The sequence below is a fragment of the Sorangium sp. So ce302 genome, assembly GCF_051530145.1.
Lineage (GTDB): Bacteria > Myxococcota_A > Polyangia > Polyangiales > Polyangiaceae > Sorangium > Sorangium cellulosum_B.
Map to the genome: position 1 here is coordinate 12,740,912 of NZ_CP150326.1, position 23,738 is coordinate 12,764,649.

Genomic DNA, 23,738 nt, shown 5'->3' on the forward strand with positions numbered 1-23,738 from the left:
ATGCGCCTTGCTATGCCCGCTGGGCGCACAGCGCGAACTAGCGGAGAGGTGGCCATCGTGAGCCCATTGCACAGAGAACGGATGGTGACGGCGCGCGAGAGCGGCCAACCCGAGGCGCGGTTCGCCGACGAGGAGATCCCGCCCGAGTCGGGCCGCCAGCCGGCCGTCTACACGGCGCGCGGCGGGCCTACCGGAGAGCCCTGGCCGGAGCGCGCGCCCGTGCTCACGCCGGAAGAGGCGCGCGAGCTGTCCGAGCGCTGGAGCGCGATCCAGGCGGGCTTCATCGAAGCGCCCCGCCTCTCGGTCGAGCAGGCCGACTCGCTCGTGAACGAGGTGATCCAGCGGGTCGCGCAGAGCTTCCGGGAGGAGCGCGCCGCGCTGCAGCGCCTCGTCGACGGCGAGCCCGGGCGAGCGGAGGCGTCGACGGAGGAGCTCCGGCTCGCGCTGCGCAGGTACAGATCGCTGCTCGGGCGCCTGCTCGCGTTCTAGTTCCACCCGCCAGGGGTCCGGCCAGGATGGCCCGCGCGCGGGTACGACCGGGGCGAGCGCTCCGCTTGCGCGGCGCCCTGTAGCGGGGGCTCTTCGCTTCTGGCATGGTCGCCGCCATGCTCGTCCGCAGCGCTCTCTCCTGGGTTCCACGCGGTCCGCGGCGCGACGCACGCCGCCTGACCGGCCCCGCGCTCGGGCGCCGCGCGCCAGCGCTGCTCGGCGCCGCGCTCGCCCTCTCGCTCGGGTGCTCCGGCGCAGCGCCGGCCCCCGTCGCGCGCCCGGCGCCGGTCGTGAAGACGCCGCCCGCGCAGCCGAAGGCGCCGGAAGGGCCGCCGCTCCTGCCGGCCCGCGTGATCGCGGAGCTCGACGAGGACGCGACGCCCTACTTCGCCCGGCGCGGCGACGAGGCGCTGCTGCTCCACGCCGCGGGAGGGCGCTGGAGGACGCGCCTCCTCGGCGCGGACGGCGCGCCGCGCGGGGACACCGTGGACGCGGGGCCCGTCGCCGCCGACGTGCCCGTCGCCGCGCTGCGCGCCACGCCGCAGGGCTACCTCGCCGCCTGGATCGAGCAGATCGAGGGGAGCCGCGCGGTGCGCGTGCTCGCGCTCGACCCCGCCGGCAAGCCGAGCGCCCCGGCGAGCCTCGTCGCGCAGACGGCCGAGGAGATCTCGTGGCTCGACGTGCTCCCGAACGCGCAGGGCGCGCTCGTGCTGTGGGAGATGCCGCGCGAGGCCCAGGGCGACGCGGCCCGCGCCGGCGTCGCCCACCCCGGCGTTGCCCATCCCGGCGTCGACCGCGTCGACGTGGTCATGACGGTCGTGGCGCAGGGCAAGGGCGCCGCGATCAAGCCGACGGCGCCCGCGTCGGTCGCGCGCGAGGTGCTCGGATGGCACGCGGTCGCCACCGAGCGGGGCGCGGCGGTCGCCCTCGTGCTCCCGCCGGCCGCGCCGCGCGGCCGAGGCGAGGGCAAGCCCGCGCGCAAGGCGGAGCCGGAGGACGCCGCAGAGGACGGGAAGCTCGGATCCATCGCGCTCCTGGAGATCGACGCGGCCGGGAAGGTGTCGGCGCCGGTGGTCGTCAGCCCCGAGCCGACCGCGCAGATCGATCTCGAGATCGCCTCCCTCGGTGGGCGTTACCTGCTCACCTGGACCGACGAGCGGGACATCGACGGCGCCGTCTACCTCGCGGCGGTCGAGCCGGGCGGCAAGGTGGTGGTGGCGCCGCGGCAGGCGACGCCGCCGTCCGGCGAGCAGGCGCTCGTGTCGCTCGTCGCGCCCTCCCAGGGCGGAGGCGGACGGGCGCTGCTCGCGTGGGAGGACCTGCTGCGCGCCCGCGGCGGCGAGGCCGGTGGCGCGGGCGCGCGCGAGCCGGGGCGCCTCATCCACCTCGCGTCGGTCGGCCCGGACGGGACGCTCGCCGCGGAGCGGGCGGCGCTCGTCTTCAGCGCGAGCGGGCCGCCCGACATCGCGGCCGACGGCGACGGCTTCGCCGCGGTGACGCTCGCGCCCGCCACGCTCAAGATGGCGCGCGACGGGGCGGCCGCGCCGCCGGTGTGGCCGACGTTCGTGCGCTTCGGCCCGGATCTCTCGGTGCGGGCGGCAGAGCCGGTGCGCGCCGCGCCGTTCGCGGCGACGGACGGCGTGCCGTACCTCGTGCGCGGGCTGACGTGCCACGCGGGCGCGTGCGCGACGCTGGCGAGCGCCGCGCCCGGCCCGCAGCCTGGCGGCGCGGCGGGCGCGGCGGGCGCGGCGGGCGCGCGGGCGCCGCTCGCGCTGGTGTCGCTCCCGGTGCGCGAGAGCGCGTGGCGCGCGCCCGCGTTCCGGGAGGACAAGGACCCGCCGCCGCGCGCGACCGCGGTGCGCGCCCTCGCCGAGGGCGACCCCATCGCCAAGGTCGCGGCGGTCGAGCTCGACGGCGGCGCGGCGCTCTCGGCGTGGGTCACGTACTTCGTCGAGGGCGCGTCGGACGCCGCGCCCCGCGGGCAGGAGGTCTCCGCGACGCTCGCGGTGCGCGCCGTGTCCCCGGGCGGCCTCGGCAAGCTGAGCGTCCTCTCGCAGAAGGCGTCGTCGCTCGGCGGCGTCGCGATCGCGGCGGCGCCGCCGCTCCCGGCCGACGCGAAGGGCAAGGGCGCGGCGCAGGGCGAGAGCGTGATCGCGTGGGTCGCGCGCGAGCGGGGCGAGACGCAGGTGTACCTGACCAAGGTCGACGCGACGGGCGCGAAGGTCGCGCAGAAGAAGCTCACCACGGCGCCGCGGAAGAAGCAGGGCGGCGCCGCGAGCGAGGCGTCCGACGTGGCGATCGCCTACGACGGCGCGGGGGGCTTCATCGTCGCGTGGATCGACACGCGCGACGGCAACGCCGAGGTGTACGCGGCGCGGGTGGACCGCGCGCTGAACCGGACGGCGCCGGACCGCCGCATCACGAACGCGCCGCTCGACGCGGCCGAGGTGCAGATCGCGGTGCGCGGCCAGGAGGTGTGGCTCGTGTGGTCCGACGCGCGCACGACCGGCGGCGCGGCCGCGGGCGGCGGCGGGGCTGCGGGCGGCGCGGCCGCGAGCGGCGGCGCGGCTGCGGGAGCCGGAGCGGCTGGCCAGGGCGGCGCGGTTGCGAGCGGCGGCGCGGCTGCGGGCGGCGCGGCTGGCCAGGGCGATGAGCCCGGCGGCGACATCTTCCTCGCGCGGCTCGACGCGAAGACGCTGCAGCGGATCGGCGACGAGTCGCGCCTCCATGAATCCTCGGAGCACTCGCGCAGCCCGGTGCTCGCGCCGCTCGAAAGCGGGCTCTTCGTCGGCTGGGTCGACGAGCCGGCCGACGAGGCCGGCGGGGGCGCGGGGGCCGGCGGGCGCGCGCGTCTCGTGCGGGTCGACGGCAACGGCGCGGTGCAGGGCCCGCCCGTCGTGGTGAGCGGCCCGGACGGCGCGGCGGTGTCGTCGCTCGCGCTCGCGTGCGACAAGGTCTGCCGCGGCGTGCTCGCGTCGGCCCCGGGGGACTCGGTGGAGCTGAACGCCTTCACGCTGGCGCCCGGCGACGTGTCGGCGCCCTCCCTGAAGCCGCTGGTGTGGCTGACCGGGGGCGCGTCGCAGGACGTGTCGCCGGCGTTCGCGGGGCGGTCCGGCGCCTCGCTGTTCTTTGCGGACGACTCGGTGAGCGGCTCGGGGCGCGTCCGGTGGATGACGATCGCATGGCCGTGAGCGGCGCAGATCGCGCTCGCCGGCGGCGCGCCGCGCCGCTGCGCGCGGGCTGGCTCCTCCTCGGAGCGCTGGCCTCCGCGCTCGGCTGCCCTGGGCCGCCGGAGGTGCCGGTGCCGCCGTCGCGCAAGCCGGCCGGCGCGGCGGCGTTGCCGGCCTGCAAGGAGAGCGGCTGCTCTCAGGCCGGGGCGCTGCTCGCGGCCGCGCGGGCGTTCAGCGACGTGCGGCACGACTACCTCCTCGACACATCGAGCGCGATGGTGCCGGGCCGCGGGCTCTCGAGGAGCGCGGCGGGCGCGTTCTCGCCGGTCGGCCTTGCTTGCGCCCGTCCGAAGGCGGAGCCGGCAGCGCCCGCGGCGACGGCAGCGCCCGCGGCGCAGACGGTGGCCGCGATCACGGCGGCGCCCGCGGCGACGGCGGCGCCGGGCGCACCCGCGCCGGCGCCGGGCGAGCGCGCGATCGACTTCCGCTACGTCGGCATCGCCGTCGACTCGGTCCTCGTCGGCGCCGACGTCGATCTGCCGGCGTACTTCAGCGCCGGAGGGACGCTCGACCGGCGCCGGCTGCGGCTGGTCGCGATGGCGCTGGTCGCGGACGAGGATCCGCAGTTCTTCGAGCCGACCGAGAGCGTGGTGCCGGCGGCGGGCGGCGGCTGCGCCTGCGGCCGCGCGACGCACTTCATCGGGGCCGTGAAGCGCGGCGCGATGGTCGCCTACGAGACGGACGTGACGGCCGGCGAGGCGCACGGCACGGCGCTCGGCCTGTTCAAGGCCCGGATCGAGGCGGGGGACCGCCGGGTGACGATGACCTCGGTCGGGGAGCTGGCCATCGAGGGCGTCGAGGGCGCGCCGGTCGCGGGCGCCAAGGGAGGCGGGCAGGCGTTCGGCGCGCTGCGGATGGAGGTCAAGAAGGCGGTGCCGCTGGCGTACGCGATCTACCCGGTGGCGGACGTGTGCCGCTTCTCGCTCGCCGAGCCGGAGATCGCGCCGCTGCCCGTCGACCTCGGCGTGGTGCCGTACGGCGCCGCGGGGACGGCGCAGGCGCTCATCACGAACCGGGCGCAGGTCGACGTCCGGGTGACCCACGGCGAGCGCACGGTCGAGGTGCCCGCGCACGGGAGCGCGGAGCTCACGTTCTCGTGGACGCCGGAGGGCGCGACGGCCGGCTGCGAGCGGCAGACGCGGCGGGACACGTTCGTCGTGCAGCCGAAGGACGCGTCCGCCCCGGTGGTGCCGCGCGAGCGGGCCGTCGTGGTGCCGCTCCAGGTCACGACGGGGATGCCGACCTTCTCGAAGCACGAGCCGATCGCGACCGAGACGGGGCGGTCGCCGGACTACGCCCGGGCGAGCGTGGACTGGACGTGCCCGGCCGGCTACGTGGTCGAGCAATGCGAGCCGCAGCTGGCGAGCTGCCTGTCATCGACGGGGAGCTGCAACGCCGAGGGATACCGGCTGACGGCCGAGGCGACCGCGGACGGGCGGGGGTGCGCGTTCCGGTGCACGGGGCCGAGCTCGTCGTTGTGGGGCGACCACGGGTGCTCCTACACGGCGGCCATGGTGTGCCGGCTGGGGTGCAACTAGCGCTACGGCCGCGTGTCGCGGAGTCTCCGCCACCTCGAGGGCGACCGCCCGCGCGTGCTCAGCCGGTCACTGGCGCGGGGAGCGCCCGAGCGGGCGCGCGTCGGGGGACGAGCCCCCCTGCGCCGGGCCGCTCTCGTCCGCCCCCTGGAGCGCCATGCTCCCAGGCTTGAAGAAGATGCTCCTGAGCTTGCCCGCGAGCTGGTCGAAGGCGCGGAGCGCCATCACCTCGTAGACCCGGTCATCGGGAGGCGCGCTCGCGAGGTTGGCCCCCAGCCCTGCCGTGCTCGTGTACTCCACGGTGAACTCGTCCGGGGGCATCACCTTCAGCTTGAAGTCGAACGCGTCGCGCTCTCCGGGGATCCGCATGGTCCCGTCGAAATCGACCAGGATGCCGACGAACGCTCGTTCGCTGCGCTCGCCCGAGTACATGGTGCCGGACCAGCCGACATCGTAATGGATGTAGATCGTCGGAACGCTCGGAGCGACCCTGGCTGCACCGGCGTTGTCGGTCAGGCGCTCTCCCTGCTTGAGCTCGAGGATGTCCGTCGGGAAGACCCGCTTGAAGCCGGCCGCCAGGTTGTTCACGATGGCCGCCTCGCGAGGAAGGGAGTGCTCAGCATCGAAATGCTTCGCGACGGGCGCCACGCCCGCGCCCCGCGGGCGGAGGGCCTGCGCCTTCTGCTGCAAGACCGCATCCAGCTTCGCGAGCATGTCGGTGGCGGGCGGGTCGAAGCGGACCTCGACGGTCGACCGCTCGCTCTTCTCCAGATACGAGATCAGCTTCTCCATGAAGCTCAGCATGACCGGGTCCGATGTCGAGGTTTGCGCTCGAAAGTCGGCCAGCGTCTTCGAGAAGAGCGCATGGACCGCGGCGCGCGTCTCTCCCTCCACCACCGATCCCGGGTACTTCTTGAGGACGGCGCGCAGCGCGGTGACGCTGCCCTCGCGCTTTGCTTCCGTGAGCGCGGCCCGGGGGAGCAAGCTGTTCTTCACTTCATCGAGGTGCCTGCGGCCTGAATGGATATAGCCCTCGTAGGCGAACTCGCTCCCTACCTCCTTGGCGCTACGGAACATCGCCTCGTCGCTCAGGAGGTTGCGCACGTACCACAAGGGCAGCGCGAGGATCACGGCCACCAGCGTCGAGGCGCCCGCGATGAAGCCGGGGTGGAGGAACGACGGCATCGTGCCCACACGCGGCGCGTGGCCGCCCGCTGCGTGCGGTGGATCGACGGCCACGAGCCTGTCCCAGGCGTCGTCGCGCCGGACCTCGAAGAACGGATCCAGCGCGATGAGCTGCTGCACGTCCCTCGACGCGAACGCGGCCCCGAGCGCCTGCCGGGACCACTCGAGCTCGCCGACCTTGGCCTGGACCTCTGCCTGCGAACGGACGACGAACGACTGGCTGACGTTCCCCTGGAAGCTGAAGGTGATGAGCGAGTGGGAGTAGACCCCATTCGTGTGGTGGTGTACCGCGCCGACGTTCACGAGATCCGACATCGGGATCACCGTCAGCTTGGGCCCTGTCGCGTCGACGTAGTCCGCCGGCAACAGATACCGGCCCGCCCTGAACGGGAGGGTCGACTTGAACCTGAGCCGCTTGATGGCCATCAGGGTCGACACGAAGAGCAGGAAGATGCTGCCGGCGTAGCCGAGAAGGTGCCCCGTGCCCTGAACGCCTGACCAAAGCGATCCAAAATGATTGCAGACGAGCACCAGGGTCACGGCGGCGGCGGCCAGCGCGAGGAAGCTCCATCCGAGGATCCCCGCGCCTGCGTTCGCCGGCGCGGAGAGGATCGGCCTGGGCGGGCCCTGACCATCGAGGCACCGAACGAGCCGATCGCGGACGGGATCGGGCAGCGCATTGAACAGGACATGTCGTACAGGCATGGCACCCCCAGGCAATCAGGAGACGCTATCATCTGCCCTGCGTGCGCGGCAATCGCGATGTGGAAAATCACACTCTGGCGAGCCGCGTCTGGCAGCGTGGTCCGAGACCCCGCACATCGGTGGCGTTCACGCACGCCATGTCCCGTGGCGAAGGCAGGCGCGACGCGCTGACGAATCGACCGCCCCGCGGGGTGTCCTGCGAACACGCCGCAGGTGTCGTGATCGAGGGCGCATGGCGCGCCGGCCGCCGCGCGGGCGGGAGCCCACGCTCAAACCATGTTGGAGGAGAATGACCATGAACATGAATTCGATGCGCCGTGGTGTCTCGATGGGGCGCGTCACCTGGGGCGTTGGCAACGTGATCGACCTCGAGACCCGCCGGGGGCGCTTCGTCCTCGCGCAGATGAGCAGGTCTCCCTACCTGGTCTTCTTCCGTCACTTCCGCCGCGATCGCGATTGGCGGGGGACACGGCTCGCTCCGGCGGACGTCCTCTTCTGCACGTCCGTCACCCGGCAGCTCCTCACGTCGAGCGTGATTGGCCGGGTCAAGGGCGTGGAGCCGTTGAACGTCGACCTCCCGACCGTGTGGATCCACCCCGACGCGACGAGCCGGCGGGTGACGGTCTGGGAGGGCACGCCTCATGAGCGCTCGTTCATCACGATCGGTCGCGGCGGGGCGCTCGTGCGCAAGGACGTGAACCATCACGCCGGAGGTCCCTTCAAGCATCCGAGCGGCGTGTTCGACGAGATCCTCGAGCCGTCGATCGCCGATATCGAGACGATCGAGCGGCACGAGCTCACCTCACTCGCCGTCTTCCCGCTCCTCCAGGAGCGGCTGTTCCTCTGTCATGGCGCGGGGAAGAGCGTCGATCCGGAGAAGCACCTGCTCTTCGATCTCCCCATGCCTCTCGCCTTCGAGCCCTACATCGAGCTCATCACCGCATCGACGGAGGAGGAGAGCCGCGCATTGCAGCGGCGATACGGCGCCGCGATGTCTCGCGCGTGATGACCGGACCGGACAACCGGAGGCGGTGCCGCCGCTTGACGAGAAGTACGACGAGTTCGTGAAGTACGTCGGCTCGATCCCCGAGGCGCCGCGCCGCCGCGCCGACGGCCGCATGCTCGCCGAGACCGCGATCCGCGCGCTCGCCGACCTCAAGGGCTGCGTCGCGACCGCGGCGCAGAGCAAGGACGCGCCGCTGCTCCGCCTGCTGCCGCCGCCCGGCTAACCAGCTGGAGCGTCGGCGATCGCGCGAGCAGCGCGCTCGCGCACACGCCGGAGCTCGTGCCCGCGCTGCTCCGGCCGTTCGTGTGGACGCCGACCAGGCGGCCGTCGGAGATCCGCAGCACGCCCGAGCCCGAGCTGCCCTCGAACGTCGCCGCGCCGAGGTAGCGGAGCGCGGTGCCGCCCGCGGCCACGCACCGGCCCGCGACCAGGTGCTTCGTGAAGCCGAGCGGGTGGCCGATCAGGCACACCGCCTCGCCCGGGCGCGCGCCGGTCGGCGCGAGCTCGGCGACGCCCCACGCGGCGCCGGGCGCGCCGGCGAGCCGCACGATCGCGAAATCGAGCTCGCCCGCGCGGTGCTCGACGAGCTCGACGATCCGGTAGCAGCGCGTCGGCCGCAGCTCGCCCGCGGGATCGAGCTGGTAGTTGAACGCGACGTGCATGTTCGTGGCGATCTCCGCGGAGCCGATCACGTCGCCGGTGCGGTCGTCGAGCGGGCGCAGCCAGCGGCCGCCGGTGCGGTCGAAGCAGTGCCCCGCGGTGAGGAACAGGTCGCGCGCGATCAGCGTGCCCGAGCCCCACGCGACGCCGCTCGCGGTGCCGGGCCGGGCGTAGCGGCGTGCGAGGTCGGCGTTCCAGCGCAGCTGGCCGACCGCACCCTCGTGCGCGGCCGCGAACGTGCGCAGCGGCGGCGGGCAGTGCTCGACCGGCTCACTCCGCACCGCGCCTCCGGCGCACGCGCCCGTAGCAGCTCATCGCGCGCAGCTGATCGGCGAGGTGGTGATCGAGCTCGGGCTCGGTCGCGGCCTGCGCGCAGCGCACGACCGCCTCGCGGCGCATCAGCTCGAGGAACGCGGCCGGGTCGAGCTCTTGCTCGGCGAGCCACGCCCGGGTCTCGGCGGCGGTGTACAGGCCGTGCTCGCGGCGGAACTGCTGCGCGGTGCGCTCGACGAGCTCGGCGCTGACCGACAGGCCCTGGCGCGCCGCCGCGTCCTCGGCGAGCGCGCGGGCGAGCGCGCCCTGGACCGCGCTCGCGTACAGCGACGCGTCGCCGAGCGCGCGCAGCGCGTCGAGCAGCGGCGCCGCGGTCGCGCCGCGCGCCGCGCGCATCCGCGGCAGCGCATGGTCCCACGCGTCGGTGCGCTCGAACGCGTAGTCGACGCGCTTCGGTGCGGCGCCGGCGGCGCGCGCGGCCTGCATCGCGTCGACGAGCGCGAGCGCATCGCGGCGCTTCTGGTCGACGCGGCCGCCGGGCAGCCAGCGCTCGAGCGCGGCGACGTCGCAGCCGGTGGCGTGCGCCTCGGCGAGCAGCTCGGGCCACCGGCGGTCGGGATAGAACCGCTGCTTCGCGAGCGCGACCAGCCGATCGGCCGCCGCGCGGGTGCACGCGCCGGCGGCGACCGCCGCGTCGAGCGTGGCGCGGATGTCGACCAGCGCCTCCGAGACATGGCGATAGCCGTGGTCGGCCGCGAGGTGGGTCAGCGCGACCTCGTCGTCGGCGTCGAGCGCGCCCGCGCGAAACTGCTCGAACACCCAGCCGACGCCGACCATGCCGAAGTCGGCGAGCTCGGCCGCGCGCAGCGCGCCCATGCTCGACGCTCCGAACACGTGCACGCCCTCGGCCATCGCCCACAGGATCTCCTTGTGCCACACCGCCGGCACGTGCTCGAAGAACCCGTCGACGAGGCCGATGCCCCACGGCCGCTCGCGCGCGGCCCGGTAGACGTCGCCCTGGGCCGCCGGCGGCAGCACGCGCAGGTCGGGCACCGCCGGCACGTCGGCCGGCGGCAGGCTCGGTCCGGTGAACAGCACGATCACGATGGCCTCGCTCGCTGCGCCCGCGGACCGGGCGCGTAGCCGGGTGCGTTCCACATGCTCTCGAGCCCCGGCACGACGACGCGGACCACCGCGACGCCGAGCTCGGGCCGGGACAGATCGACCGCGACGGCCTGGGCGAGCCCCGCGCCGCGCAGCGCGCCGAGCACCGCGGCGAGGTCGTCGTCGAACGAGTCGCTCGCCGCATCGGGCAGCTCTGCGAACGAGCGCGCGGCGGGCGCCTCGAGCTCGACGAGCGCCGCCGCGATCCGGTCCGCCGCGCGGACACGCTGGAACGACGGCTCCACGATGTCGTCGCGCGCGCCGGAGATCGCGGTCAGCCGGCTCTGCGCGGCCTCGGTGAGCGCGCGGGCGAGCGCGATCGCGCGCGATCGGTGACAGCCCTGGCCGCCGCTCACGCACAGCGCGTGGAACGGGTCCGGATCGCGATCCGCGATCTCGGCGACCACGACCGGCAGCCCGAGGTCGCTGGTCGCGTCCCACGCACCGACCGCGACGCCGGCGCGCTCGAACCGCCGGAGCAGCGCGCGGCAGTCGAGGTCGTCGACGGTGTCGAGCGCGATCCGGGTGCGCCGCCGGACCTCGGCGCCGCCGGCGCGCCAGATCGCGACCGCGTCGCGCTCGATCACCTCGTACAGCCCGTGCAGCGTCGCCTCGAGCGCGTCGTTGCCCGACGCGAGCCCGGTCGACGTGGTCAAGAAGCAGCCGCTGCCCGGCGGGCGCGGCGAGGTGTAGTCGGTGGTGACCACCTCGAGCGGCACCGCGCGCGGCGCGCCGTCGAACAGGTCGACACCGTCGAGCCACAGCAGCTTGCGATGAGGCTGGAACGCCCCGATCGCGAGCCGCGGCAGCCCGGCGAGATCGACGAGACGGCGCGTCGCGGCGAGCTCGGCAGCGGTGCCGAACACCATCGGTCGCAGGATGTGCTCGGCGTGCCACTGCTCGATCGACTCCATCACGCCCGACGCGCGCGCCGCCTCGAGGTCGAGCCCCTTGCCCTGCGAGACCGAGATCGAGCGCGCGTTCGGCCGGCACACCATCACGACCGGGATGCCGATCGAGTCGAGCCCGGTGACATCCGCGATCCGCGTGATGCCGAGTCGCCGCAGCAGCGGCCGGACCCGGGCGAGCGTGTCGGCCGGACTGATCCGGCGCTGCGTGCCGCGCCAGTACGCCTTCTCGGTGCAGGGCACGGCGCTAGTCCTGCGGCTTGAACGCGTTCAGGTTGAAGTAGAACGTGCCGCAGAACTCGGCGGGCCCGACCTCCTCGGCGGCGCCGCCGCGCGCCAGCTCCTGCTCGACGAGACGGCGGGCCGGCGGCGCATCCGCGTACGGCACGTGCTGGGTCGCGACGCGCTGCTCGACGAGCTCCTTGCAGATCGGCTCGAGCGGCCGCTTCGGCGGCCCGAGGTCTCTGCTGTCGATCACGTAGTAGCCATCTCCCTTGCCGTTGATCACGACGAGCGTGAACGGATCATCCGTCATCTTCTTCATGTCATCCCTCCTGAGAAACGCGTTGGAACCTCTCCACATCGCTCGGCGACGGCGCAGAACTCGCGCCACCGCCGGCGCACCGACTCGACCGCACGAGATGGACGGTTTGTCGTCCTAGCCGGACAGGGGATCGAGCGCGGGCTGGTCGTCCTCGTTCACGCCGATGCAAGCCCCGCTCATGAGCATGAGCGGCACCATCATCCAAGTGCTTCTCAATCGCATCTTCTTCTCTCCGAGACAAAGAAGCCCACCCGCGTCGATTCGCGGTCAGGCGCATCGTGATGCCGAGCCCGAGAGCTCGACGCTGCTAGGTCCGCTTGGAGCGCTCAACGCACGCCGTGTGCCAGGGGCAGAGGGCGCTCGATGTCTCGAGATGTCGCGTTCCATGTGCCGGCAGGATCAGCCGCCCGCCGTGAAATGTGGCCCATTTCTCTGTGACATGTCACGGACTGCAACGTCGCATGACACGGATCCCAGCGTGACATGTCACGGATCGCAGCGTGACATGTCGCCGATTGCAGCGTGACATGTCACGAATCGCAGTGTGACATGACCCACGCGTGCATCGCGCATCGGTCGATGGGCGCACGCCGAGAGCGAAGCCGCGGCGCCCCTGGTCGAGGGTGGAGCCCTGGTAGTCCACCGGCGTGGATGGGCCACGATCTACCGGAGGTGCGAATCGACCGCGAGGAGCGAGGCGAGGAGGTGTTCTCGCGCGCCAGAGGTGTTCTCGCGCGCCAGTAGGGTACAGCTATACGGTAGGATGCCTTCCGCCTGGTGCTACGTCGCGGTAATCCCAGGCGTTTCAGGCGTGGACAACCTGCCTGATCGCATAAGGCCCGATCCATCTTTTTGTGGAGGCACGTCCAGCGGGAGACGAGTGCGACTCATCTTTTGTGGAGGCACGTCCAGCGGGAGACGAGTGCGACTCATCTTTTTGTGGAGGCACGTCCAGCGGGAGACGGGTGCGACCCGTCTTCATGCTGGAGGGGGAGCCAGCGGGAGACGGGTGCGACCCGTCTTCATGCTGGAGGGGGGCCAGCCGGAGACGGGTGCGACCCGTCTTCATGCTGGAGGGGGGCCAGCCGGAGACGGCTGCGACCCGTCTTCATGCTCGAGGCGCATCCACCCGGACGTGGGTGCCACACATCTCCCGCATGGGCGAGCCAGCTCGTGCCGGCGGGCGACCTCATCGCGCCGCCCAGATGGCGAGGAGCGCGTACGCGATCGCCACGGCCTGGATGACCGCGAAGCTCAGGAGCCCGGTCGGCAGGAAATCGAAGAAGCCGAACCGGATGGGCCTGCCGTCGACGTCCCGCAGGTCGGCCCGCTCGGTGAGCGCCTGCGCGAGCGGGCCCGACGTCGCGGCGGTCAGGAAGAGCGAGCTGCCCGCGCAGACGGACAGGGCGAGGCCGACATACACGGCGGGCGCGGGCAGCCGCTCGGCGAGCGACTCGGCCACGTCGAGCAGCGCCGCCATGCTGGGGCCCGCCGAGAACAGCCCGGTGAGCACGCCGGCGAGGACGAGGAACGCGACGAGCTGCAGCGACGGGGCGACCGGGAGCCGCGCCAGCGAGCGCGAGACCTCCTCGAACAGGCCGGTGCGCCGCACCGCCGCGACCATCACGAAGAGCGAGAGCAGGAAGAGCACCGCCTCGATGTCGAGCCCCGTCCGCGCGAGCCGCTCGCCGAGCCTGCGCGACGCGAGCAGCGCCGCGCCGGTGCCGAGCCAGCACACGAGCTCGGGGCCGACGCCGAGCTCCGCGGGCAGGAACAGCCACGCGACCACCATCGCGCCGAGCGACGCCGCCGCCGGCACGAGGAGGCGCCGGTCGGCCCGCACCCGCCGGTGCAGCGCCTCCATGGCCGCGCGCGTGAGCCGCGCCGAGACCGGATCGCGCGGCACGCCCGCGGCCGGGCGCACCACGGCGCGCACGACGACGAGCAGCACGGCGAGCGCGCAGAGCGTCGCCGGCGCGGCGCGCGAGAGGTAGGCCCCGAACGTCATGCTGCCCCGGCCGAGCAGCAGGATGGCCGGGAAATCGCCGATCGGCGTGGCGGCCCCGCCGAGGTTGCACGCGACGAGCAGCAGGCCGAGCAGCCAGGAGACGTACCGCTGCCGCGTGCCCATCAGCTTGAGCAGGACGTGCAGCACCGGCAGGACGAGCACGAGCGCCGTGAGGTTGTTGACAACGCCGCTCACGACGTACATCGCGACCGAGAACACCACGAGGACGCGGAAGGGCTCGGCGCCGCTCAGCCGCGTCGCCGCGACGGCGAGGCGATCGAAGAGCCGCGAGGCGGCGAAGAGCTGGGACAGGAGCCCCAGCGTCACGAGGATGACGAGCACGTCCCACGGCACCTCGGCGAGCAGGCGCGGCGTGGTCGCGACCCCGAGCAGCGTCGACGCGAGGCAGGCGAGGCCCGCGCCGCCCGTCACGATGAGCACGCGGCGCGACGGCAGGAGCGCCTGGAGCAGCAGCGTCCCGAGCAGGACGGCGAAGAGCGCGGCCTGGGGGGCCGTCACGTCGCCTCGATCGCCGGCGCGAGCGCGCGCGGGTCGCCCGCGCCGGCGGCGGCGACCTCGGGCGCGGGGCCGCGCGGGGCCGGCCCGACGAGGCACGAGAAATCGGCCGAGCTCGTCTCGACCATCCAGCGCGGGTACACCGTCATGGGCCGGCCGAGGATGTCCCAGCCGATCAGCGAGCGGAACTGGGTCCGCACGTCGGGGCCCGAGACGCGCAGCCACGAGGGGCTCACGTGCGCCGCGTGCCCGTCGGTGCCGTAGACGAACGTGAGCAGCGCGCTCCTCCGCCCGGCCCAGCGGTGGAGCTCGGACAGACCCACCGGCTCGATGAGCCCGTCGTAGTTCGCGAGCACACGGCCGAAGTCCGTGTCGAGCCCGCCCGCGTCGGTGACGAGGCCCGCCTCGACGCCGGAGAGCCGCGGCACGAGCGCGTCGAGGCAGTCGGCCTCCAGCCCCACGACGAGCAGCCGGGTCACGCCGCGGAGCGCGTCGAGGACGCCTGCGAGGTCGAGCGGCGCCTCGGCGCCGCCCGAGAGCCACTGCTCGGCGACGAAGTCGAGGACGGGGAACTCGCGCCCGAGCTGGTCGCGGGCCTCGCGCGCGAGCGGGGCGCCGCCTTCGCCCACCAGCTCGCGCAGGAACAGCCGCGCCGCCGAGCGCATGCCCAGCTCGGCGGCCACCATCCGGAACGCCTGTCCGAGCGCCGGCGGCAGCGCCATCAGGCCGGCTCCGCCCCGGCGCGGGCGCGCTCGGCGCGCGCGAAGAGGGCGTCGAGCAGGCAGACCATCGCGGCGTTGGCGAGCGCGTGGTGCGGCGGGCCGTCGGTGAGGCAGTCGACGAGCGCCGCGAGCTCCGGCGAGCCCTTCGGGGCGAGGCGCGTCAGCGGCGCGAGCGGGACGGCCAGCGGGTAGTCGTGCTCGCTGCCGCGCGCGAGGTGCGGCGGCAGGCGGATCGGGACGGGCAGCGACTCGCCGCTCGGCGCGCCGCCCTCCGGCGGACCGAGCTCCTCGAGCAGGAGGCCGAGCAGGCAGACCAGCGTGTAGCTCGCGCCGCGGTGATGGACCGGGCCCTCCCCGACGATGCACCGGACGACGAAGGCGCGCTCCTCCGCGTCGGGCATCCAGGGGGCGAGCAGCGCGTCGAGCCTCGCGGGGCGGATGAACGCGGACACCACGGACGAGGGCAATGAAGGGTAGCGATGGCCAGGGTCGCGAGGCGGTCGGGGCGGAGGCATGAGGGCACTTCAGCGTAGCTGCCCGGAAGGGCCCGGATCCAGGCCTGATCTCGCGCGCCAGCGCCCCGCGCGGACGCGCGCGCCACTCCGGCGATGCAGCGCGACGCCTCGCGGCTGGCGACGGTGAACGAGCCCGTGGTTCGACCGGTCCAGTCGACGGTCGCGGGCTTCAAGCGCTCTGACGACATCGCAGGAAGCCAGGAAAGGGCGGAGGAGGAGCTCGCTGGTTCCCGTGCGCCTGCGCGCCCGAGCCGCCTCGCGCTGGCCTTTCCCCGTGTCGCACAACCAGAGCGGCGGCGCTCGCACCTAAGGGCTCAAATGGCCACGCGACCGCCTCGACAGCCGCTCTCGACTCTCCTCGCCCTCTGCACGCTCGCGGCGATCCTGGGATCCAGCGACGCGTACAGCGGCGGCGCCGCGGAGCAGGACGCGGATGCTTCCGTTCACGCCGGGCGCGACCGCGCGCAGGCGCCTCCGCCGAGCTGCGCCGGCGTCACGCCCGGCGCCGACGACCGCTGCGGCCTCGGTCACGACGACGACTGCTGCGCCAGCCTGCTCGTGCCCGGCGGGACGTTCAACCGGCTCAACGATCCGCGGTATCCCGCGAGCGTGAGCAGCTTCCACCTCGACAAGTACATGGTCACGGTCGGGCGGTTTCGCCGCTACCTGGAAGAGACCGGCGGCCCGACGCAGGCGAGCCCGCCGCCGGCCGGCGCAGGGGCGCACCCGAAGATCCCGGACAGCGGGTGGGACCCGGCCTGGAACACGATGCTCCCGGCGACCACGGCCGAGATGAAGCGGGCGCTCGTCTGCGATCCTTACGGCTGGCCGACGTGGACCGACGCTGCGGCCGCGAACGAGGACAAACCCATCGTGTGCGCGACATGGCTCGAGCTGTTCGCGTTCTGCGCGTGGGACGGCGGGCGCCTGCCGACCCAGGCCGAGATGAACTACGCGGCTGCAGGCGGCGACGAGCAGCGGCTGTATCCGTGGGGCACTTCCCCCATCACCTCCGAAGACGCGGCCTACTGCTGCCAGGGCGAAGGCTCGACGTCGCTGCCCTGCGAGGACGCGTTTCCCCCGTGGAGCCTCATCCACTGCACCACGGACGATCTCGCGCCCGTCGGCTCCTTTCCCAGGGGAGCGGGGCGCTGGGGCCAGCTCGATCTCGCCGGCGAGGCCTACAAGGTCACGCGCGACGCCGCCGACGACGACCGCCCGCTCGTGCCGTGCGCCGATTGCTCCCGGCTGGACAACCACGCTGCCCTGCGCGTCACGCACGGCGGGAGCTTCGTCGCCGCCGGATATCGGCAGACGACGACCTATCGCGCACCCTACGAGACCAATGGCCGCCACTACTATGTATCGGCGATGTGCGCGCGCGACCTGCCAGGGCCGTGAGCCCTCCGCGCGGCGCTGCGAACAGACGCGATGCTGGCGCGGTCGCGAGGAGAGCTCTCGGAGTGACCCACGGCGAGCGGGCGCGCGTCCAGCGCGGAGATGGATGCGACCCATCTTTTTGTCGGAGGCGCGTGCATCGGAGGCGGGGACCACCCAGCTCCTGTGTGGAGGCGCCAGCGCATCCGGACGAGTTCACGGCGTGTCGCCCGCCCCGGGCGGGGGCGCCAGGATGGCGTCGGGCTCCCTCCTGCCTTCAGCGAACGCCTGGCGCTGGGTGGTCGAGCACCGCTGCGGGCGGCACCTCCATGGCCGGGATCAGCATGAAGCGCGGCGCTGCGCTCAACCCCATCGGGACAGAGGTCGGAGCGCTCAGGACCGACGTGGGGCGAGCGCGCTGGCGGCCCTTCCAAACTGAACGGTGGGCTAGGCCGGCGCGGCGCCGCGCTCCTCCGCCTCGGGCGGGCTCAGCGGGAGCTCCACCTCGAACGTCGCGCCCGCGCCCGGCTTGCTCTCCACCCGGATGGATCCGCCGTGCGACGCCACGATCGAGCGTGCAATGAAGAGCCCCAGGCCGAGGCCGCCGAAGTTGCGCACCGACACCGCGCGCTCGAAGCGCTCGAAGATCCTGCTCTGATCGGCCTCCGCAATCCCGATCCCCTGATCCCGGACGACCAGCAGCGCGCGATCGGCCTGCCTCCGCACGCCGACGAGAATCGCCCTGCCTGCGCCGTACTTCATCGCGTTCGACAGGAGGTTGGTGAGCACCTGCTCCATGCGAGACGGATCCCAGCGCCCGATCACAGGCTCGCCCAGCTCGAGCTGGACGCTGCAGCGGGCGTCGGCGAGCTGCTGGCTCATCCGCTCGACGACCTCGCGCGCCAGGGCCGCCAGATCGACCGGCGCGCGCGCGAGCGTCAGCCGCCCGGCGTTCAGCCGCGTGACGTCGAGCAGCTCGTCGACCAGGTGCACGAGCCGCGCGATCTGGCGATTGAGGACCTGAAGCGCGGCATGGATCCGCTCGGAGGCGAGCTCCGCGTGCTGGTAGCGACGCAAGAGCCGCTCGGCGCGCTGCGCCTGCAGCTGCAGCGAGGTCAGCGGGGTCTTGAGCTCGTGGGAGGCGACGACGAGGAACTCATCCCTCCGCGCGATGGCCTCCTGGGCCTCGGCGAACAGGCGGGCGTTGTCGAGGGCGAGCGCCGCACGGTACCCGAGCTCCTCGGCCAGCCGCAGGTCGGCAGGGTCGTAACGGCGCCCGGGCACGGTCGCCAGCAGGGTCATGGCTCCGAAGCACCGGTCGCGCGCGACGAGAGGAACCCGGAGGAAGGCGTGAATGCCGAGCTGCCCGAGCAGGGGCGCGGCGCGGATGTCGCCCACCTCGGGCCGGAGCGGCGACGCCGCCGCCAGGGGCCGCAGCGCGTCCATCACGGCGTCGGCCCGCTCGGCGGGCACGCCTGCGGAGACGGCGTGTCCCGGGGCGCCGCGGGCGAGGTCCACGTCGATGACGCACTGGTCGGCCAGCTCGGGCACCGCGAGCTCTGCCACGCTCTCGAGGGTCGTGTTGTAGCCGAGGGCCATCAGCTTGCGGCTCGCCCCGGCCAGGAAGCGCTCGGCCTGTTCGGTGGCCTTGAGCGCCTGCTCCGCTCGCCGCCGCTCGGCGTTCTCCTGCTCCAGCTCGGAATAGAGCGTGGCGTTTTCCAGCGAGATCGCCGACTGCGAGGCGAGCAGCTCGATGACGCTGAGCCGCCCGGGGGTGAAGGCGCCAGTGACGAGGTTGTTCTCCAGGTAGAGCAGGCCGATGAGCTGGGCCTCGCGCATGATCGGGACGCACAGCACCGATCTCGGGCGCTTGCGCCGGAAATACTCGTCCTCCATGAAGGGGTGCCGGGCGGCGGCGTCGTCGAGCAGCACGCGCTCGTGGCTCCGGCGGACGTAGTTGAGGACGGCCTCTGGCAGCGCGGCGGAAGGCGCCTCGTCCGCGCCGAGCAGCCGCACCGCGCCCTCCGGCGTCTCGATCGCCGCAGCCCACGGGCGATCCTCCCGGACCAGCAGGACGCACCCCTTCTCGGCGCCCGCGTGCTCGACCACGATGCGAAGCAGCATCTCGAGCAGGCGAGGGAGCTTGAGCTCGCCGGAGATGCTCTGCGAGGCCTTGACCACCGGCAGGACGTCGAACTGCTCGGCTCGCACGGCGAAGGTGACGGTGGGGGCGATCGGCTTGCGCGGGGCGAGGTGGGGATAGCGCTGATCGAGCTGCTCCACCTTGGCGTGAGCGCCCCACGTGAAGTAGCCGGCCCGGGCCTTTTGCAGGTAGCTGTCGGCGGGCGTCGCGAGGCCGCGCGCGCGGTAGAACGCCGCGGCGAGCTCGCAGGCGATGGCCTCGTGCTGGACGAAGCCGCCCTCCCGCGCCGCCGCGATGGCCTGCTCGTAGAGCCCGATGGCCTCCAGGTCCTGGCCGCGGAGCCGGGCGATCTCGGCGCGGACCAGGGCGTGCTTGTGGAGGAAGTTGTCGGGGCCGTTCCTGGCCCACTCGCCGAGCTGTCGCTCGCACTCGAGGAGCTGCTCGGGGAGCGCACGCAGCGGGGAATCCCGCTCCGCGTGCGGCGCGTTGGCGAGCGCCGCGAGCGAGAGCGCGAGATAGTAGAAGTCCTCGGCGATGAGCGCGTAGGGCTCGCTCCTGAAGGGGTTCTCGACCATCACGCAGGTCGCCGCCGCGGACGCCTCCCTGGGAGAGCCGAGCACGAAGAGCACCTGGGCCTTCAAGCCATAATAGACGCTGCGAATGCGCTGCAGACTCCCCTCCTCCAGCCGCGCCTCGAAGGCTGGCGGATCCAGCTCGGACCCGTCCAGCATCGAGAAGAGGATCGGCCTCCCCCGCAGCGTCTGGATCATGGCGTGGGCGCCGAGGAGGGCGCTGTGCACCAACGCGTGGCCGGCCCTGCGCGCGACGCCGAGGCGCTCTTCGACCTCGCGGAGCACGTCCTCCAGCGGCTCGCCAGCGAGCAGCGGGAACAGCGCGGACCAGAGGCAATTGAAGCACGCCATGTTCAGATCACCGGCCTCGACCGCGGCGCTGAAGCCGGCGCGCGCGTACGGAGCTGCCTCTCGGTAGTGGCGTGTCCAGAACACGACATGCTGTCCGAAGGCCGTGAACACCACCGATTTCGTGGTGAGGAGACCGCTCCTGTCTGCCAGGTCGCAGCCGAGCTTGCCGAACCGATAGGCCTCTTGGTATCGCCCGAACCTCGGGCCGATCACCCTCGCGAAGGCGGCGAGCGCGTACGCGGAGCTCTCGGTTTTGCCGTGGCGCAGGCTGAGCTGGACCATGCGCAGGACGATGAGAAAGTGCAGGTTCGGGTTCACGAAGAGCGCAGGGAGGGACAGCCCCTGCAGCACGCCCATCGTGAGCTTCATCTCCGGGTGCGTCATGGGGGGCAGATGGATCAGGTCCTCGATCGCCCGATCGCCCAGGGCCTGCCAGACGCCCTCGGTCTCCTCGTCGATCTGTGCGTCGGTGGGCTGGAGCGGCAGCTCGATGTCGCAGGCGCGGAGCCACGCGAGCCCGATCTCCAGCGCGCGGTTGCATCGCCCGCGGGTCTGATAGAAGGCGAGGGCGAGCTCGACGGCGGCGGCCGTCTCGCGCCGGGTCCGCGCGCGCTCCATGAGCTCTTGCAGGAGCCGCTCGGCCTCGTCGATGCCGCCGGTGATGTACGCGGCGTGCGCGCGCTCGAGCGTCAGGTCGTAGGTCAGCTCGTGCTGCGTCTCCCAAGAGTCCGGCGCGAGCAGGGCGAGGCCCGCGGCGAAGAGCGCGGCGGCGGACTGGAAGGCCGCGGCGGCCTTGGCCTTCCTGCCGGCGCGGAGGTTCAGCGCGGCGACCTCGTCCCGCTCCGCCTGGGAGTGGATGAGCGCGGCGCCGCGGTCGAGGTGGCCGACGACGTCGAAGAGCGCCTCGTCGCGCTCGTCCGCGCGCTGCGCCCTGAGGAGCAGCCGCCCGATCCGGAGGTGCATCTCGGTGAGCCGTCCCTCCGGGATGAGCGAATAAGCGGCCTGCTGCACCCGGTCATGGAGGAATCGATAGGCCGAGCCCCGGCGGAGCAGCAGCCCCTCGTCCACGGCCTCCTCGAGCGCGTCGCGGAGCTCCGCCGCTGGACGGCTCGCGACCACCGCGAGCGTGTCGAGCTCCAGGCTGCCGCCGAGGCAAGCGGCGAGCGTGAGCGCGTCCCGCGTTGGGACCGAGAGCCGCTTCAGCTTGGCCGCCATGAGCTCGACGACGTTGTCGGCGAACCCCTTGTCGCGGATCGCGGCGATGTCCCACCGCCATGCCCTCTCGTCTGCGTCAAAGGCGATAATCCCCTCCTGGTGCAGCGCGATCAGGAGCTGGAACACGAAGAACGGGTTGCCGCCGGTCATCTCGTAGACGAGCCGCGAGAGCGGCTCGACCTGCTCTTCGGGCGCGTGGATCGCCTCGGCGACGAGCGCCCCGACGTGGGCGGCCGAGAGCGGATCGAGCGCGAGCTCGGAGACGACGGCGCCGCGCTTCCGCGCCTCGGCCAGCGTGAGCCGCAGCGGGTGCGCAGGGCCGACCTCGTTGTCGCGGTAGGCGCCGATCAGCAGCAGGTGCTCGGACCCGGCGTAGGTGGCGAGCTGTTCGAGCAGGAGGAGGCTTCCCGCGTCGGCCCACTGCAGATCGTCGAGGAAGAGCGCCACGGGGTGTTCCTTCCGGGCGCACGCAGCGACGAAGCGCTGGAGCGTCGCGAGCAGCCGGCCCTGGGCCTCGGCGGGCGGGAGCTCGGGCACGGGCGGCTGGGGGCCGAGGAGCAGCTCGAGCTCGGGGAGCACGTCGGCGAGCAGCCTCCCATTTGGGCCGAGGGCCTCCCGGAAGCGCTGTCTCCAGCGCTCGACCTGCTCCTCGCTCGCGCCCAGGATCTCCTGCAAAAGCGCCCGGAACGCCTGAAGGAAAGCACGGTAGGGGAGGTCCCTCGCGGTTTGATCGAACTTGCCGGAGAGGAAGAACCCCCGCTCCCTCACGATCGGCCGGTGCAGCTCGGCGACGAGCGACGACTTGCCGATGCCCGAGTACCCCGACACGAGGACGAGCTCTGGCCGGCCCTCTGCCACCACCCGCTCGAACACGGCGAGGAGCGCCGCCACCTCGCGCTCCCGCCCGTACAGCCGCTGCGGGATCTGGAACCGGTCCGAGACGTCGCGCGCACCGAGCGCGAAGGGCGGAATGGCGCCGCTCGTCCGCCACCTCGCGAAGGCCTCGTCCAGATCGTGCCACAGGCCGGCCGCGCTCTGGTAACGCTCCTCGGCGGCCTTGGAGAGCAGCTTGAGCACGGCCTGCGACACGAGCGGAGGAATCGAAGGGACGAGCGCGTGCGGCGGGACCGGCTTCTGCGCGATATGACAATAGACCCACTCAACAGGATCGCTGGCCTGGAACGGCAGGGTGCCCGTCAGCATCTCGTAGAGGACGACGCCCAGGGAGTAGAGATCGGTCCGCTGGTCGATCCAGCGGTTCATCCGGCCCGTCTGCTCCGGGGCCATGTACGCGAGCGTCCCCTCGATGAGCCCGACGTGCTCGAGGTGCTGGAGCTCGCGGGGTATCCAGGACGCAATCCCCAGGTCGGTGATCTTCACCTGGCCGGTGGCGGGGTGGAGGAGCAGGTTCTGGGGCTTGATGTCCTTGTGGACGACGCCGTGTCGATGCAGCCCGGCGATCGCCTCGACCAGGCGGACGGCGAGGGGGAAGAAGCGCTCGAGCGATATCGGCCCATCGATGAGCCGATCGAGCGACACGCCGCCGAAATCCTCCAGCACCAGCGCCGGCTGATCGCCGAGCACCTCGAGCGCATAGGGCTTGACGACGGCCGCGGCCTCGAGCGCCCGGGCGATCTCGTATTCGTGACGCAGTCGCTCGCGGGCATGGGGGCTCGCGTGATCGCGCCGGAGGACCTTGAGCACCACGGGATGGCCGTCGCGCTCGCGTACACCTCGGTAAAGAAGGGTGTCTGACCCCTCGCAGAGGACCTCGATGATGGCGTAACGGGACGACGCCCCGGGATCGGAGCAGATGGGAATGGTGGTGTCCACAGGAGCCTGCTACGGGAATGTGCGACGCATGCTGCCATGATCGGCGCGCATGGCCACCGCTTTGAGCGGCGAGGCGCCGGACATCAACCGTCCTCCTCCGCGAACCCCCGGCGCGCGCTGCGCCCCGCCCGGGGGCCATCCTGTTGATGACATCATGGCAGGACCTGCTCCACACGCTGGCTCGCGAACGCCGTCGCCGTCCACCGCCCGACCGAGCTCTCGTGCAGCAGCGCGCGGCAGCGCTCGATCGCCGCCTTCGTGGACGGTGCCCCGTCCATCGCCCGGAGGTGCTGGCCGACCTCCGGCGCTCGCGCCGGGGGAGCGCCCGTTCCGCGACGCCATGTCGCACAACCAGAGCGGCGGCGCTCGCACCTAAGGGCTCAAATGGCCACGCGACCGCCTCGACCGCTGCGGCCGCGAACGAGGACAAACCCATCGTGTGCGCGACATGGCTCGAGCTGTTCGCGTTTTGCGCGTGGGACGGCGGGCGCCTGCCGACCCAGTGCCGTGCGCCGATTGCTCCCGGCTAGACAACCACGCTGCCCTGCGCGTCACGCACGGCGGGAGCTTCGTCGCCGCCGGATACCGGCAGACGACGACCTACCGCGCACCCTACGAGACCAGTGGCCGCCACTACTATGGTTCGGCGATGTGCGCGCGCGACCTGCCAGGGCCGTGAGCCTCCGCGCGGCCCTCGCCGGCAGCGTCGCGGAGGGCTTACGTTCCTATTTCAAGGCAGTGCTAGCAAAGATCGAGGCGATGCATTCGAGGCTGCTGGTGAGCAGCT

The 23,738-nt window shown here is 73.0% G+C and carries 16 protein-coding genes; 6 read left to right on the forward strand and 10 right to left on the reverse strand.

Going from position 1 to position 23,738, the window contains the following annotated elements; genetic code table 11:
• Window positions 1-57: 57 nt before the first annotated feature.
• From WME73_RS48155 to WME73_RS48165, 3 genes are all read left to right on the forward strand, one after another.
• The gene (locus tag WME73_RS48155; protein WP_437743013.1) at window positions 58-489 is read left to right on the forward strand and encodes a hypothetical protein; all 432 of its coding nucleotides are present in this window, start codon (window positions 58-60) and stop codon (window positions 487-489) included.
• Between the two features lie 116 nt (window positions 490-605).
• Complete coding sequence (locus WME73_RS48160) at window positions 606-3,680, forward strand: hypothetical protein (RefSeq protein ID WP_437913973.1); 3,075 nt, start codon at window positions 606-608, stop codon at window positions 3,678-3,680.
• Complete coding sequence (locus WME73_RS48165; RefSeq protein ID WP_437913974.1) at window positions 3,677-5,257, forward strand: hypothetical protein; 1,581 nt, start codon at window positions 3,677-3,679, stop codon at window positions 5,255-5,257. The genes WME73_RS48160 and WME73_RS48165 overlap by 4 nt, the downstream gene beginning before the upstream one ends.
• Before the next feature lie 66 nt (window positions 5,258-5,323).
• Here the strand turns inward: WME73_RS48165 and WME73_RS48170 are convergent, their stop codons facing one another.
• Window positions 5,324-7,144 (reverse strand): hypothetical protein, encoded by a 1,821-nt coding sequence (locus WME73_RS48170; RefSeq protein WP_437913975.1) that lies wholly within the window; start codon window positions 7,142-7,144, stop codon window positions 5,324-5,326.
• A gap of 295 nt (window positions 7,145-7,439) precedes the next feature.
• Between WME73_RS48170 and WME73_RS48175 the strand changes: the two genes are divergently transcribed.
• A complete protein-coding gene (locus WME73_RS48175) occupies window positions 7,440-8,150 on the forward strand; it encodes a hypothetical protein (protein WP_437913976.1) in 711 nt (236 codons plus the stop codon).
• A 25-nt stretch (window positions 8,151-8,175) separates the two neighbouring features.
• The gene (locus WME73_RS48180) at window positions 8,176-8,373 is read left to right on the forward strand and encodes a hypothetical protein (protein ID WP_437913977.1); all 198 of its coding nucleotides are present in this window, start codon (window positions 8,176-8,178) and stop codon (window positions 8,371-8,373) included.
• On the opposite strand, the gene WME73_RS48185 is transcribed toward WME73_RS48180, so the two are convergent.
• The 7 genes from WME73_RS48185 to WME73_RS48215 all read right to left on the reverse strand — a co-directional run bounded on the left by WME73_RS48185 (window position 8,300) and on the right by WME73_RS48215 (window position 15,460).
• A complete protein-coding gene (locus WME73_RS48185; RefSeq protein WP_437743019.1) occupies window positions 8,300-9,091 on the reverse strand; it encodes a trypsin-like serine peptidase in 792 nt (263 codons plus the stop codon). The genes WME73_RS48180 and WME73_RS48185 overlap by 74 nt on opposite strands.
• Window positions 9,081-10,187, reverse strand: a complete 1,107-nt coding sequence (locus WME73_RS48190; protein ID WP_437855105.1) for a TfuA-like protein — start codon at window positions 10,185-10,187, stop codon at window positions 9,081-9,083. The genes WME73_RS48185 and WME73_RS48190 overlap by 11 nt, the downstream gene beginning before the upstream one ends.
• A complete protein-coding gene (locus WME73_RS48195) occupies window positions 10,184-11,398 on the reverse strand; it encodes a YcaO-like family protein (RefSeq protein ID WP_437855107.1) in 1,215 nt (404 codons plus the stop codon). Before WME73_RS48195 ends, WME73_RS48190 begins: the two co-directional genes overlap by 4 nt.
• A gap of 4 nt (window positions 11,399-11,402) precedes the next feature.
• On the reverse strand, window positions 11,403-11,699 hold the full coding sequence (locus WME73_RS48200; RefSeq protein ID WP_437913978.1) for a hypothetical protein: 297 nt from the start codon (window positions 11,697-11,699) through the stop codon (window positions 11,403-11,405).
• Between the two features lie 1,189 nt (window positions 11,700-12,888).
• Window positions 12,889-14,226, reverse strand: a complete 1,338-nt coding sequence (locus WME73_RS48205) for an SLC13 family permease (protein WP_437913979.1) — start codon at window positions 14,224-14,226, stop codon at window positions 12,889-12,891.
• Complete coding sequence (locus tag WME73_RS48210) at window positions 14,223-14,945, reverse strand: hypothetical protein (RefSeq protein WP_437743024.1); 723 nt, start codon at window positions 14,943-14,945, stop codon at window positions 14,223-14,225. The genes WME73_RS48205 and WME73_RS48210 overlap by 4 nt, the downstream gene beginning before the upstream one ends.
• Window positions 14,945-15,460 carry a hypothetical protein gene (locus tag WME73_RS48215; protein ID WP_437913980.1) on the reverse strand — a complete coding sequence of 172 codons (516 nt, stop codon included), beginning with the start codon at window positions 15,458-15,460 and terminating at the stop codon, window positions 14,945-14,947. Before WME73_RS48215 ends, WME73_RS48210 begins: the two co-directional genes overlap by 1 nt.
• A 318-nt stretch (window positions 15,461-15,778) precedes the next feature.
• Between WME73_RS48215 and WME73_RS48220 the strand changes: the two genes are divergently transcribed.
• Entirely contained in the window at window positions 15,779-16,861 is a 1,083-nt protein-coding gene (locus WME73_RS48220; RefSeq protein ID WP_437913981.1) for a formylglycine-generating enzyme family protein, read from the forward strand.
• 423 nt (window positions 16,862-17,284) lie between these two features.
• Here the strand turns inward: WME73_RS48220 and WME73_RS48225 are convergent, their stop codons facing one another.
• Window positions 17,285-22,951 (reverse strand): sensor histidine kinase, encoded by a 5,667-nt coding sequence (locus WME73_RS48225; protein WP_437913982.1) that lies wholly within the window; start codon window positions 22,949-22,951, stop codon window positions 17,285-17,287.
• Window positions 22,952-23,103: 152 nt separating this feature from the next.
• Entirely contained in the window at window positions 23,104-23,229 is a 126-nt protein-coding gene (locus WME73_RS48230; protein ID WP_437913983.1) for a hypothetical protein, read from the reverse strand.
• Between the last annotated feature and the right edge of the window lie 509 nt (window positions 23,230-23,738).

Excerpts from the sequence above, each read along its gene's own strand:
- WME73_RS48160 (WP_437913973.1), top strand. The coding sequence starts at position 606 with ATGCTCGTCCGCAGCGCTCTCTCCTGGGTTCCACGCGGTCCGCGGCGC.
- WME73_RS48170 (WP_437913975.1), bottom strand. The coding sequence starts at position 7,144 with ATGCCTGTACGACATGTCCTGTTCAATGCGCTGCCCGATCCCGTCCGC.
- WME73_RS48175 (WP_437913976.1), top strand. The coding sequence starts at position 7,440 with ATGAACATGAATTCGATGCGCCGTGGTGTCTCGATGGGGCGCGTCACC.
- WME73_RS48200 (WP_437913978.1), bottom strand. The coding sequence starts at position 11,699 with ATGAAGAAGATGACGGATGATCCGTTCACGCTCGTCGTGATCAACGGC.
- WME73_RS48210 (WP_437743024.1), bottom strand. The coding sequence starts at position 14,945 with ATGGCGCTGCCGCCGGCGCTCGGACAGGCGTTCCGGATGGTGGCCGCC.
- WME73_RS48215 (WP_437913980.1), bottom strand. The coding sequence starts at position 15,460 with ATGCCTCCGCCCCGACCGCCTCGCGACCCTGGCCATCGCTACCCTTCA.
- WME73_RS48220 (WP_437913981.1), top strand. The coding sequence starts at position 15,779 with ATGGCCACGCGACCGCCTCGACAGCCGCTCTCGACTCTCCTCGCCCTC.
- WME73_RS48230 (WP_437913983.1), bottom strand. The coding sequence starts at position 23,229 with ATGGACGGGGCACCGTCCACGAAGGCGGCGATCGAGCGCTGCCGCGCG.